Annotated in this window: 12 protein-coding genes; all 12 read right to left on the bottom strand. The window is 39.4% G+C overall.

Features of this window, described 5'->3' with window-relative positions:
- Nucleotides 1-17 precede the first annotated feature (17 nt).
- Complete coding sequence (gene umoD, locus AABS66_RS04630) at nucleotides 18-611, bottom strand: UmoD family flagellar biogenesis regulator (protein ID WP_206086391.1); 594 nt, start codon at nucleotides 609-611, stop codon at nucleotides 18-20.
- Between the two features lie 572 nt (nucleotides 612-1,183).
- Nucleotides 1,184-2,488 (bottom strand): NAD(P)/FAD-dependent oxidoreductase, encoded by a 1,305-nt coding sequence (locus tag AABS66_RS04625; RefSeq protein WP_206086390.1) that lies wholly within the window; start codon nucleotides 2,486-2,488, stop codon nucleotides 1,184-1,186.
- Nucleotides 2,489-2,904: 416 nt separating this feature from the next.
- Nucleotides 2,905-4,524: a bifunctional metallophosphatase/5'-nucleotidase gene (locus AABS66_RS04620; protein WP_206086389.1), complete on the bottom strand. Its 1,620-nt coding sequence runs from the start codon at nucleotides 4,522-4,524 to the stop codon at nucleotides 2,905-2,907.
- A gap of 39 nt (nucleotides 4,525-4,563) precedes the next feature.
- A complete protein-coding gene (locus AABS66_RS04615) occupies nucleotides 4,564-5,916 on the bottom strand; it encodes an OprD family outer membrane porin (protein WP_272539438.1) in 1,353 nt (450 codons plus the stop codon).
- A 1,354-nt stretch (nucleotides 5,917-7,270) separates the two neighbouring features.
- The gene (gene nagZ, locus AABS66_RS04610) at nucleotides 7,271-8,293 is read right to left on the bottom strand and encodes a beta-N-acetylhexosaminidase (RefSeq protein WP_206086387.1); all 1,023 of its coding nucleotides are present in this window, start codon (nucleotides 8,291-8,293) and stop codon (nucleotides 7,271-7,273) included.
- A 51-nt stretch (nucleotides 8,294-8,344) separates the two neighbouring features.
- Entirely contained in the window at nucleotides 8,345-9,217 is an 873-nt protein-coding gene (locus AABS66_RS04605; protein WP_349414967.1) for a phosphotransferase, read from the bottom strand.
- Nucleotides 9,210-9,788: a penicillin-binding protein activator LpoB gene (gene lpoB / locus AABS66_RS04600; RefSeq protein ID WP_206086386.1), complete on the bottom strand. Its 579-nt coding sequence runs from the start codon at nucleotides 9,786-9,788 to the stop codon at nucleotides 9,210-9,212. The genes AABS66_RS04605 and lpoB overlap by 8 nt, the downstream gene beginning before the upstream one ends.
- A 2-nt stretch (nucleotides 9,789-9,790) precedes the next feature.
- The gene (locus tag AABS66_RS04595) at nucleotides 9,791-10,204 is read right to left on the bottom strand and encodes a YcfL family protein (protein ID WP_272681431.1); all 414 of its coding nucleotides are present in this window, start codon (nucleotides 10,202-10,204) and stop codon (nucleotides 9,791-9,793) included.
- Nucleotides 10,204-10,554 carry a purine nucleoside phosphoramidase gene (hinT, locus tag AABS66_RS04590; RefSeq protein ID WP_206086385.1) on the bottom strand — a complete coding sequence of 117 codons (351 nt, stop codon included), beginning with the start codon at nucleotides 10,552-10,554 and terminating at the stop codon, nucleotides 10,204-10,206. The genes AABS66_RS04595 and hinT overlap by 1 nt, the downstream gene beginning before the upstream one ends.
- A gap of 47 nt (nucleotides 10,555-10,601) precedes the next feature.
- Nucleotides 10,602-11,393: a metal-dependent hydrolase gene (locus tag AABS66_RS04585; RefSeq protein WP_206086384.1), complete on the bottom strand. Its 792-nt coding sequence runs from the start codon at nucleotides 11,391-11,393 to the stop codon at nucleotides 10,602-10,604.
- 12 nt (nucleotides 11,394-11,405) lie between these two features.
- Entirely contained in the window at nucleotides 11,406-12,398 is a 993-nt protein-coding gene (gene holB / locus AABS66_RS04580; protein ID WP_206086383.1) for a DNA polymerase III subunit delta', read from the bottom strand.
- Between the two features lie 12 nt (nucleotides 12,399-12,410).
- Nucleotides 12,411-13,037, bottom strand: coding sequence for a dTMP kinase (gene tmk, locus AABS66_RS04575; RefSeq protein ID WP_206086382.1), 627 nt, complete (start codon nucleotides 13,035-13,037; stop codon nucleotides 12,411-12,413).
- Nucleotides 13,038-13,040 lie beyond the last annotated feature (3 nt).

The following is a 13,040-nucleotide window of genomic DNA, read 5'->3' as shown; positions in this document are numbered from 1 at the left end:
TTGTCCTTAAATCGAATTTACTCAAAAAAGCCTAAAGTATTTTTATTAGGTTGTAGCCTCAAGACACCAGAAGTACTGGAGAGTGGCTGTTCGTTTTGGTGTAAACAATAGAATGGTAAAAGTTCTTTAACATCACTACGTACGGTTTCACAAATTGAATTTGAAGGCGATAAATCTAAGCGCCCATCTTCATTTAAGGGTATAAAAATCGAAGGTGCATAAGATGTTCTAACCTTACCAATCGTTTTACCTATCTGATAAACTACATCATAACCAACGGTCACCAGCTCCATCCTTTGTGTCTTCACGCATGTTTTATTTTGATTATCAAATAGAGATGGAACGCCTTTACCTTGGAGGGCTTCAATCATAAAAATTATTTTGCACTCATTTTGTGCAGGATGAAAACGCGATAAAGACTGCTGATTAAAAGAACCAAGTACCCCCGTTAGCGTACAGTTTTCATATTCAACCAAACGATTCGCCTTTATTGGTTCAACAGATAGGACTGTGGCGAGCTTTGCTTCAGGCTCTCGAATAAACGATGAGACAGCAAACGAAACAAGACAAATCGCTACTACCGCTAATAACAACTTAAATTTTAGCTTCATCAATTTGCCCTTATTAAATACCCGTATATCTATTGTAACGACTAAGTGAGAGAATTCGAACGTTGCTAAGATAATTCACATTTTTTTAGAATTATCCTAACTTAGTGTCAATAAACTATAATGATTTTATTATTCTGATATTCATTATTAGTGTAATATTTAACAAAGTAAATTAACTAGCTGGCACTCAACGTTCATAAACTCGGCCTAGTGTTTTTTCAGTTCTATCTTTGTTTATAAACATACCGCTATATAAAATATAAATAATAAATTTAATAAAACTATTTGTTATTCATAATATATTTCTTAAAACAATTATTAACATTAATAATTTTAATTATTCAAACATCACCCATGATGCTTGTTACAATATTAAACGATTTAATCTTACTGAAGATTGATCTGAATGGGTTTAAATGCAAATACCACTTAACCACATAAAAATAAATAAATTGGCGATTTATATCAACTTCAATAAGCTGAATTGTCCTATCAAAAATTAATGCACTGGATCACCTTTGCAATCAAGTGCATTCTATTATTACGTATGTTTATTTTTCCACCAATAAAAATTAGTGCAATTTAAGCTTTGGCCTAATAATTCGGTTAATACTGCCGACTAACATCATCAAGCCTGTTTTAATATATCCATGCAGTGCAATTTGATGCATGCGATATAACGAAATATAAACAAAACGAGCAATACGTCCTTCTACCATCATATCACCACGCATTAGGTTACCCATTAGGCTACCAACAGTACTAAAACGCGAAAGTGACACTAAAGAACCATGATCTTTATAGATATAGTCTTTAAGCGGTTTATCTTTCATCATGGCAAGGATGTTATCGTAACATAAACTGGCCATCTGGTGTGCAGATTGTGCCCGTGGCGGTACAAAGCCCCCCTCAGGTTTTGCACAAGATGCGCAATCACCAATAGCAAAAATCATGTCATCCAATGTCGTTTGTAATGTCGGTTTCACAACTAACTGGTTGATTCTATTTGTTTCTAATCCTGCAATATCTTTCATAAAGTCAGGCGCTTTAATCCCAGCAGCCCATACCATAAGATCTGCATAAATTTTGCCATCTTCTTTGGTATTTAACCCATCTGAATCAGCACTAGTCACCATAGTTTTCGTCAATACATTCACACCAAGCTTATTCAGTTCTTGATGTGCGGCTCCTGAAATTCGCGGTGGTAATGCAGGCAAAATACGTTCCCCCGCTTCAACCAACGTCACATTTAAAGCGTCTGTATCTAACCCTTTAAACCCATAACTCGTTAATTGTTCCACTGCATTGTACAGTTCAGCCGACAATTCAACCCCAGTAGCACCACCACCAACAATGGCTATATTCACTTTCTCCTCTGCATTATCACGCACAGAATAGCGCAGGAATAGGTTTAGCATTTCGTCATGAAAACGGTGAGCTTGATGAGGATTGTCCAAGAAAATACAGTGATCTTTCACGCCAGGTGTACCAAAGTCATTCGATGTACTTCCCAGTGCCATCACTAAAATATCGTATTCAAGCTCACGTAAAGGAACCAGTAACTCACCGTGCTTATCGTGCAATTCACCTAACACGACTTTTTTATTTTCACGATCAATATTCGTTAATGACCCTAATTGAAAGTTAAATGCATTATGCCTTGCATGCGCTAAATAACTGATAGCATCCACGCCATCATCCAATGAACCCGTCGCTACCTCGTGTAGTAATGGTTTCCATAGGTGGCTAGGATTACGGTCAACGAGCGTAATCTGCGCTCGTTTCTTCCTGCCTAGCTTTCGGCCCAAACGTGTTGCTAACTCTAAGCCACCCGCACCACCACCAACAACGATGATTTTTGGTTGAGATAAGGTCATAAATTCCTCGAACAAATATATTAAAATTATTTAAGATTTCTAGTGATAAAAACCTTAGATAACAATAATTAACACTCTCATTTGCCCCAAAGAAGTTCAGAATATCATGCTTGGTCTATTGGTAATACCAAATATTGATTCACATCAATTTACTTGATTATTATGATATCGACAACCTGCGTCAAATCATTTCTTATCAGCATATGAATCGAGTCAGCTCGAAACCATTAAATATCAATCATATGATTAAATTCATATCAGTATTAATGATAATAAGAATCATTATTCTATCATTTTTATTTTAATACAAACAATTGATTATCTTTAATTGGTAAGATAACTGGATGAATAACAAACAATAAAAAACCCGAAGCGCTTAGCACCCCGGGTTCCAATCATTTAAATATCAGTTTGGATTATTTGATTTTTTTGATACGCACGTCAGTTGGTACTGAAACTGGTGAGTTATCTTTGAAGTATTGCATTAATGCTTCGTTATCTGGCACGCTGTAAACACGGTCTTTACCTTCATTAAAGGCAGAGAAACGGCTACCACCCGTTGCTAAAAACTCATTTGCTGCAACACGGTAGGTTTTCTTCATGTCTAACGGTTTACCATTTAACTTCATTGAGCTTTGGATGACTTTATCACCCACTGCGCGGCTGTCATCCCACTCATAATAGAAACCTTTAGACACTGGCATCACTTGTGGACGTGCACGATCCCATTGTTGTTCCAGTGCTTGTTTAATTTGAGCACCTGTCAGCGATTGAGTCACAACCACATTAGAGAATGGCTGAACAGTAAAGATATCGCCGTAAGTCTGTTGACCCGCTTTCATGTCAGCACGAATACCACCACTGTTCATGAAGGCGATTTGTGCCCCACCCGCATCTTTTGCTGAAGCAACATACAACTGACCATCTGCAATAATTTTACCTAACGTTGAGTCCCCACCAGACAATAATTTTTTGTCTGAATCCGCACTCAGAGACCCCATCACTTCTTGCGAAATTGGTAACGCAATTTTTTCGTATTTTTGTACGAAAGTGGTTAGCTCAGGGTTTTTCTCATAACGTTTTGTTTCAACTGGAATGTTTTTCGCTTTAATGCTAACAATATCTTTTGTTTTTCTATCAATTTCAATATTTAGCTGAGACAACAATGTACCGTTAGACTGTGCAGAAATAACCGTTTTACCATTAATTTCACAGTTATACGCCTGATGAGTATGCCCACTAACGACAAAGTCAACAGCACCATCTAATTGATTAACGATATCAACGATTGGGCCTTTGATATTATCACAACGGTTAATATCTTTGACTTTAGTATCAACTTGTTGGGTTGCACCTTCATGGATCAACACACCGATGCTGTTAATGCCTTGTGCTTTTAACAATTTAACTTGATTGTTGATGGTTTCAACTTCATTTTTGAATTCTAAACCTGCGGTGCCGCTAGGTGTCACGATAGCGGGGGTACCTTCTAACGTCAAACCAATAAACGCCATTGGAATACCATCAAACTCTTTAATAAAGTAAGATGGGAACAGGGTTTCTCCTGTTTCTTTCACAATCACGTTTGCCGCTAAATAGTTAAAGTCCGCACCAGCAAAAGAGTCTTTACCGACACAACCTGCAGTTGGGTGGCAGCCACCATTTTGCTTTCTCAGCAGCTCTTCTTTACCTTTATCAAACTCATGGTTGCCTACTGCGCTTGTTTCCATACCAATTGCACTTAATGCTTCGATGGTTGGCTCATCATAGAACATAGAAGACAATAATGGGCTCGCACCGACTAAGTCACCTGCACCTACCACGATAGTTTTATCGTTTTGAGCACGCAGCTGGTTAACTAAGGTTGCGATAGATTCTATCCCACCTAATTTACCATCACCTGGCGCTTGTAATGCACCGTGGAAGTCATTGATACCAATAACTTGTACTTTTACTGTGTCGGCCGTTTTGGTAGCACAACCTGCAAGTAGCGCTCCCGAAATCAAAACGGTCAGTAATCCAATTTTATGTTTCATTTTTCAATCCTTTTATTATAAACAGCACTCAACTACCGACTACATTTTGAAGCGATAAGTTGTGGTCATAGAGCCTGACAACGAGTGTGCACGACGTGAGTGGCCGTCATACAGCTTTGGTGTGGTATAGTCGTTTTCTTGCTGGTGGTGCCAACCCAGACCGCCACTCAGTGACACAGATAAGTTTTCTGTTGGTTTCCAGTAGCTAAACAGACCAAATTGACCTTGTTTTAATCTTTCGCCTTCATATTTGAATTCTGAATAGTTAGTACGCGCACCAACAGACAGCTCTTTGCTTACACGGTATTCTGCCGCTAATGCAACCATGGTTTCACCATCACGTACATAGTCGATATCTGCATATGCTGGTGAGTTAAAGCGGCCACGAGTATTACCAATCGGGTTGCGGGCAAATTGACCTACACCATTCGCTTTTTTCGCTTGGGTATAGGTTAAGCCAGTACTCAGTGTCCACGGTGTTTCTGGTACACGCCATTCAGCGGTTCCTGCATAGTGCCATGCACGTTTATCAAAGTTACGTTTGCCTTTTGCGTCGTTCGTTTCAGTCCGTTTACCGTCACTACCGTACTCGTGATTATAAATTTGTGTGCCGAGTGTTAAGTCAGAAGTCAGCTTATATTTTGCTTCAAGACCCTGCTGACGGAATAAATCGTCCGCTTGACCATAAAAATAATGCACTTTCAGTGGTTTTGTATTGTAGTTAATACCACCAGTGATCACGTGATTAACGTTATGTCGTACACCATTACCATCCGTAAAATACATTGCATCGATATTTGGACTATCACGACGCATGACTTTCTTATCGAGATATAATAAATCCAAGCTCCAATCATCAATCGCTGTATTGGTGTAATAACCACTGTAACTGTTTAAAGAGAGACGTTGTGAGTTAGTAAAAATACCCGTATTTTTTAGGGTAAACCAACCTGCTTTTGCATTAAATTTAACAGGGTCTAAATCCAGTTTAACTTTGGCATAACGTTGACCAATTTTGTTATAACCTTTCGCATGACCATCATCGTTATATAAAATTGCACGAGAGGCGAAGTCTTTACTCGCGCCTAACTTAATACCGCCGTAGTAAGATGCATCAAAGCCAATCACATCAGCAAAATAACCTGATTTAAAATCGGCTTGAAAGTTTTGCCCCCATGCATTAGCGACTTGTTTTCTGTAGCGTTGTTCGTCTTTATCAAAACGGTTTTCTGTTTTCAGGTATTTCCACATATTACGAGTAGACAGCTCTAACTCTGAGTCCGCAATAAATGCGTTTTCTTTGATTGAATTTTCCCAGTTGCTCGCATTTGCCATAGTAACTGCTAAATAGCAAGGAGAAAGCATTAATAGCGCAAGATTTTTAACTTTCATTGGAATTAACCTAGTTAATGATTATTTGAATTAATTTTATGTTGAGTCATGTTGCCATGAACAACAAATCACCATTTTTTATTTTTAGCTTAATAAAACAATTTAACTTAACGATAAACAAAAACGTCCATTTCAAACACTAAAGTCATTTTTTAAATAAAAAAAATTCAATACAGCAATTTAGCCGCATGCGTGTTTACTTTTTGAGTTAATAAGGTGTTGCCCCTATTGTTAAAAATTAATTAACTTTAATTATTATCAGAATCCCTTACTCATTTTTAGCGTTTAATTTAGGTTAAGATCAAACAAGGCCAGTCAATTTTCAATCAACATAGAAAGTATTAATTGCACTTAAACTCGCAGTGTTACTTATTCTCTTTTTTTTGGGCAAAACTCCCCCTTGAGAAATAAACATCTCAGAATTTACAGCACTATTTGACTTAATATATTGTTTGCGAATGGCTTTCTTTTTCAATGCACTGTATTTATCAACGCATTGTCATAAAACTATCATAATAGGAATGCTATCGTAATTTTACGTCAATTAAAACGATCACTGTCACAACGTGTTACATAAGTTGCATTAAATATCTAATCAAATGTGACCAAAGTCACATATAAATGACATTTACCTTTTATATAAATTGAGCGACACATAAATAGGAAATCATACTCACCTTAAGGAAATAAGGAAAAAACCTTTAAAATCTGGAAGTAACAACAATCATATGCTCCCATTTTTTCATGTATAGGTTGTTATATCCCCATTCCTTCTGTCAATGCCTTATTGGATTTTGGAATATCAAATAAATATGCACCTTTAATCCAGTTTACTAGGTTGGATAATGTGTTTGGTTTTTATACAAAACGTTTGCGTCAATTAATAACTAAAAATAACAGTAGGTTAATGCACTCAATTTGATTCACTTAATTAATTTAATAATAAGTTAAGCTTATGAACAAAAATAAAACCAATTAAGAAAATAACGGAAGTAAACCTCAGATTATTTCAACCTTAAACAAAATTATTGGTTTAATATTCCTAATTTTGGCACCAGCTCTAATCGCCGTGCTTATAGTTTTTTCTTATTCTTAGTACTATATTGTTTCATTTATGTTCTTTTTCGGAAAAAATTAATTTTCAATATAAAATACGTTTTTTGTTTTTTTATTTATATATAATTTCAAAAAATTTAACCTATATAAAAATTATTTAATACGTTACGGGTAACGCATGAGATACAAAGTTAATACATTCTCCTATTTGAAATATTGCATATTTAGGTTAATTATTGTGCAAAAAAAAGCCAGTCAGATATTTCATCTCACTGGCTTCGTCCGTACTTGCTTTCAATTACTGTTTAAACTCTTGCCATCTATGATGTAATTCAACCAGTTTTTGATTGCTTTCCTGCCAACGTGCCGCACTTTGTAGTTCTTTCAGACTGTATTGCCGGCCACTGTGGTATAGCTTCGACGCTTGACTAGCTTGTTGCTTCGGTAGGTTATCCAATACACTCACTGCACCTTCGCGGTTATTACAAACAAGGATCATGTCGCAACCCGCATCCAGGGACGCTTTTGCTCTTTCAGGGTAACTGCCCATAATCGCTGCGCCTTCCATCGATAAATCATCGGAAAAAATAACGCCATTAAAGCCAAGTTGCTCACGTAAAACGGACTTTAACCAGAAAGGCGACCCGCTTGCTGGGCGATCATCAGCCTGCGTATAAATAACATGTGCAGGCATGATGGCATCCAGTAATTCCCTTTGAATAAAATCTTTAAAAATCGACATATCTTTGCCACGGATCACATCAAGCGCACGATCATCCCTCGGTGTTTCTTTATGGGAGTCAGCTTTTACTGCACCATGTCCAGGGAAATGCTTCCCTGTTGTTTTCATCCCAGCGCTATGCATACCTTTAATAAAACGCTCAGCCATCATCATCGCCATGTCGGGATTTTCATGGAATGAACGCTCACCAATAGCAATACTTTGATGACCTAAATCCAGAACAGGTGCAAAACTAATATCAATATCCATCGCTATCATTTCTGCGGCCATTAACCACCCCGCCTCTTCTGCTAGCTTGGCACCGTCATGCTCATTATTCAGTGCTGCAAATGCTTGTGCTGATGGTAACGCGGTAAAACCATCGCGAAAACGTTGTACCCGTCCACCTTCTTGGTCTACCGCAATCAAGAGCCGATTTCTTGATGCATCCCGAATTTGACGTACCAGTTCACGCAACTGCGCTGCATCATGAAAGTTACGGGTAAATAAAATTAAGCCGCCCACTAGTGGATGAGCTAATATTTCACGTTCTTCATTGTCCAGTTCATACCCTTGGACATCTAGCATTATCGGGCCCATAACCTGCCTCACTTATTTCATTCATTATCTGTATATAGGTTTGCCAGGCATTTAGCCTAACAAACTGAAATATTGTCGTAGTGGCTGAGAGTGTATCAAAAAGTCAGAATGCCGACTTTCATTCCACTGCACTTCATACCACATTAATGTCATATATTTTACCCAAGGAGACCATAAATTACAGTGATGCATTAACTGAAATTTATCATGGTAAGCGCCCTGAATATCACAATATTGCGTCAGAAATTGCTGACGCTGATGCACGGTCAAGTTATTGAATTGAAAATAAGTCTCCAGCGAAAACGCAATATCGGTATTTGCAGTATATTCCCAATCCAATAACATCAATTTGCCATCTTCTTGAATAAGAATATTTTTAGGATGAATATCCATATGGGCAGGTGCCAATTTCAACGTCTTTGGCATCTTTTTTTGTAAAAAGTCTCGGTGAATCCGCTTCCAGCGCGGAGAAAAACGTTGTGGGTCAATACGTTTCCCATAATGGGCAATTTCAGCCCTTAAGGGTAACGTGTAGGTCAATAATGGTGAACAATGCAAAGTAGCAATCGTATTAGCGAGTTCCCGCTGAAATTCGACTGAGCAAAATTTTTTATCGCTAGGGTGTCGTCCTTCACGCCAAGCTAAAACTAACCACTCGGCGTTATGTGCAACCACCGCCTGCGCAAAGGGTAAATGCTGAATTTGCCGTAAGATACGAGCCTCTTTACGCCGAGAGACATACAAGGCATTTTGCCGATGTGTATCCGCTCGAGCAACCAGTTTAAGCAGATAATTGGATTGATGACTTTCAACTAAAAAGCTGCCACCAGACAACCCCGCCAAGGGAGATATTTCCCAGCACTGTGCTGAAATTGCTGGGAAATGTGTCGAAAGTAAAGCAAGTAATGACGGTATGTCACTCAATATTCTTTTTCCCAGTCCAAATGATTTCACCTGTTTGCACTTCCATTAATTGCATCTCAAGGCGACGGTCTTTGTTTGAGCCTGACATCACACTATAAATCACATAATTTGCCTGTACATAACGACCCAAACCAATTGCTTTACTACGAGTCACAAGGCTATCTTCTTGAGATAAACCCAGTGTCTTACGTGCTGCGTTAACCACATCTTGTGGAACGACATTAAAACGCTGCGTATTTTCCACCGCGGACATCATATTTGATGTAATTAGCTGAACAGGAAGTGAACCATTTGTATTATTTTTAACTGAATCAACTAACAAAACTTTACCAGGTTCCACACCATCAGCTGCAACCATTTGTGCGACTAATGGTGATATCGCCGCAGACCAATCCGTTGTTTGTTGTTTAGGTGGTGTTGGTACCTTATCTGGCGGTGGCGGAGGTGTCACCTCTGGTTGTTGTGGCTCAATAGGGACAATCGGTGGTTGCTCAACCGGTTGCTGTGGTGGGTATGACGGACAGCCTGCCAAAATAAGCGTTGCCGCAGCAACCATTAAGATCCGTTTCATTATTATTCTCCGGCCTTAGGGGATAAAAATACATGAATGCGCAGATTATCTGCACGAGGTGAAGAGGTTATCGCACGAATTTGTTCTGTAGAGCTCGGCAATACTAATTGTTCTTCCACTGCCGATGTATCCACCCTCAACCCTTGCTTGTCGTACCAATACAAGCGATAAGCAATATTTACCGCTTTTGATCCCACATTGCTAACATTGATGGTGGCAACATGTTGATGGTTTTCTACTCTGATAATTGGGTTTTCAACAATAATCCCTTGAGCTAAAACAACAGGTTCCATAATCACACGCTGTTGTTCATTAAAAACCAAGCCTTGCGGTTTTTTATAGAGGCAACCACTCAGTGCGGCTACCACTGTAGCAAGTAATGCAATGCGGTTTATTGTTGCACCCAATATTTTCATTATTTTGCCAATAATGGGCCTAATGGGCGACCACCCACTAAGTGCATATGGATATGAAAAACTTCTTGGCCTGAATGTTCATTGCAATTCATGATTAAACGGTATCCGTTTTCTGCAATGCCTTCTTCTTTCGCAATTTTGGCTGCAACAGTAAATAAACGGCCAAGTGCCAGTTCATCATCCTGCGTCACATCGTTTACCGTTGGGATAAGCTTATTAGGGATGATTAAAATGTGAGATGGCGCTTGTGGCGAAATATCACGAAAAGCAGTGACCAGCTCATCTTGATAAACCACATCCGCAGGGATTTCTCGACGGATGATTTTGCTGAAAATGGTTTCTTCTGCCATGTTAATTTCCTTAATAATTCAAGAATGATTTAATTAGCGTGTATTGATTATGCGTTATTCACGCCGACATTTAAATGAAACAATCGATTGAAATTCTGTGTGGTGATATCAGCCATCTCCTCAACACTAACGCCCTTGAGTACAGCCATGTATTCAGCCACATCACGCACATAAGCAGGCTGATTTTCTTTTCCACGGTGAGGAACTGGCGCTAAGTATGGTGAATCCGTTTCAACGAGAATTCTATCCAACGGGACAATTCGTGCGGCTTCGCGAATTTGTTCTGCATTGCGGAATGTCACAATACCGGAAAATGAAATGTACATACCTAAATCAAGCAGCTCGATAGCCGTGTCTTTATCTTCCGTAAAACAATGCAATACACCGCCACACTCCATCACCTTTTCTTCACGTAAGATTGCCAGCGTATCTTCCCGCGCTGAGCGGGTATGGACGATAACAGGTTTATTGACCTCTCGGCCAATACGGATATGTTGGCGAAAGGACTCCTGCTGTAATACTGCATTTTCTTGTTGATAATAATAATCTAAACCTGTTTCGCCTAATGCAACGACTTCTTGCCCAGCAGCAAGTTGCGCTAAACGCTCGAAATCGTACCCTTCATCCAAATTGAGAGGATGAATACCACAGGAAAATGCAATATTTTCTCGTTCACCAATAAGCGTTTTCATTTTTTCAAAACCTGGCAGCGTAGTTGCCACCGCTAACATAAAACCGACATCACGAGCGGACGCTTTTGCGATGACATCATCAACATTAGCATGTAATTTTTCATAATCTAAACAATCGAGATGGCAGTGTGAATCAACAACAAACATATTTAACTCTTTTTAAAATGAGGGGCTCGCCAGTAAGGCTTCCCATTGTAATAATTGATTAGCCAGAAGCAGTTCCTGATTTAATGCAGAAACGGTCAGTAATTGGTAGCGACAGTACAACCATTGCTCATAAATATCATGAAGTTGTGTACGGTTCATCATGGACGCCAATTGCATCACTTGAGCACTATAGTCCTGGTTAATGCAAAACTGCGCTGCGCCTTGCTGAACCTTGATAGCATCAGCTAATAAGCTCAATAACCAATTTAGAGACATCACTGCATCATCTATATTTAATGAGGGTAACAAACCTAGCATATCGCGATTTTGTAATGCTAATGCCATGTTATGGCATAATGCAGCGCGCTTTTGCCATAGATTATCATCAAGTAGCGCTAATGCCGCGACGGGTGCGCCTTGGCAAAGCTTTAAAGCGGTAACCGCATTATCCATAACCAAATTTGGCTTTTGCTTTTGCAGCCAATATAACGCGATTTGTGAGTCTGGCGCAGGTAAAAAGTGGCTCAAACAACGGCTGCGGATAGTCGCTAACAAATTTTCCTGTTTTTCACTCACTAATAAAAAATAAGTATCTTTAGCGGGTTCTTCGAGGGTTTTCAGCAGTGCATTCGCCGCTGCATCGGTAAGTGCATCAGTGCTGGGAATATACACCACCTTGCTACCGCCCTGCTGCGCATGACTACTTAAGGTTTCAATCAGTTTTCTAACCGCATCAACGCTGACCGTTGATTTACCTTTTTCCACCTCAATGACATGGTAGTCTGGGTGTGTTCCCGCTAACATCAAACGGCAACTATGGCACTCACCACAGCTTTTCATCCCATCACGATTTTGGCAAATTAACCAGCGGCTAACCCCATAACACAATGCATCTGCACCGTTGCCTGATATGGAATGAAGCAACAAGGCATGGTGACCCCGACCACTTTGGTAAGCCGCAATCATTTGCCGGTAAGGCTCATTTAACCAAGGATACCAATTCATGCCTTCAATACCTTATTTCGCTAACCATTTAAGTAACGCAGTACGAATATCGTTTTGAACTTGCTCAATATTTTGGCTTGCATCAATCGTTATTATGGATTTATCACTCGCTGCAAGTTCCAGATATCTCTCACGTGTTCTTTCAAAGAAAGCCAGCGACTCTTTTTCAATTCTATCTAATTCACCCCGTGAACGCGCACGTTGTAGGCCAAGTTCTGGTGATAAATCAAGATATAACGTCAGGTCGGGTTTAAAATCACCTAGCACTAAATCACGCAAGGACTGCATTAAATGGCGATCAATCTGGCGTCCACCACCTTGATAAGCTTGTGATGACATATCATGGCGATCACCGAGAACCCATTTTCCAGCGGCAAGTGCGGGTTTAATCACGGTATCAACCAATTGCACTCGGGCAGCATACAGCATTAAAAGCTCGGCTTTATCTGTGACTTTATCCCCTTCAATACCTTGTTTGATGAGCTCTCGTAGCTTTTCTGCTAGCGGTGTCCCCCCTGGCTCACGGGAAAAAACGATATCGTTGATACCTGCATGGTTTAAAGTATCAACTACCGTATTGATTGCGGTGGTCTTCCCTGCGCCTTCTAATCCTTCAATAACAATAAATTGGTTTTTCATGTT

This window comes from Providencia sp. SP181 (assembly GCF_050446505.1).
Taxonomy (GTDB): Bacteria; Pseudomonadota; Gammaproteobacteria; order Enterobacterales; family Enterobacteriaceae; genus Providencia; species Providencia vermicola.
Note: the sequence above shows the minus strand (reverse complement) of the source record. Positions and strands in the feature narration are given on the sequence as shown.

Excerpts from the sequence above, each read along its gene's own strand:
- umoD (WP_206086391.1), bottom strand. The coding sequence starts at position 611 with ATGAAGCTAAAATTTAAGTTGTTATTAGCGGTAGTAGCGATTTGTCTT.
- AABS66_RS04625 (WP_206086390.1), bottom strand. The coding sequence starts at position 2,488 with ATGACCTTATCTCAACCAAAAATCATCGTTGTTGGTGGTGGTGCGGGT.
- AABS66_RS04620 (WP_206086389.1), bottom strand. The coding sequence starts at position 4,524 with ATGAAACATAAAATTGGATTACTGACCGTTTTGATTTCGGGAGCGCTA.
- AABS66_RS04615 (WP_272539438.1), bottom strand. The coding sequence starts at position 5,916 with ATGAAAGTTAAAAATCTTGCGCTATTAATGCTTTCTCCTTGCTATTTA.
- nagZ (WP_206086387.1), bottom strand. The coding sequence starts at position 8,293 with ATGGGCCCGATAATGCTAGATGTCCAAGGGTATGAACTGGACAATGAA.
- lpoB (WP_206086386.1), bottom strand. The coding sequence starts at position 9,788 with ATGAAACGGATCTTAATGGTTGCTGCGGCAACGCTTATTTTGGCAGGC.
- AABS66_RS04595 (WP_272681431.1), bottom strand. The coding sequence starts at position 10,204 with ATGAAAATATTGGGTGCAACAATAAACCGCATTGCATTACTTGCTACA.
- hinT (WP_206086385.1), bottom strand. The coding sequence starts at position 10,554 with ATGGCAGAAGAAACCATTTTCAGCAAAATCATCCGTCGAGAAATCCCT.
- AABS66_RS04585 (WP_206086384.1), bottom strand. The coding sequence starts at position 11,393 with ATGTTTGTTGTTGATTCACACTGCCATCTCGATTGTTTAGATTATGAA.
- holB (WP_206086383.1), bottom strand. The coding sequence starts at position 12,398 with ATGAATTGGTATCCTTGGTTAAATGAGCCTTACCGGCAAATGATTGCG.
- tmk (WP_206086382.1), bottom strand. The coding sequence starts at position 13,037 with ATGAAAAACCAATTTATTGTTATTGAAGGATTAGAAGGCGCAGGGAAG.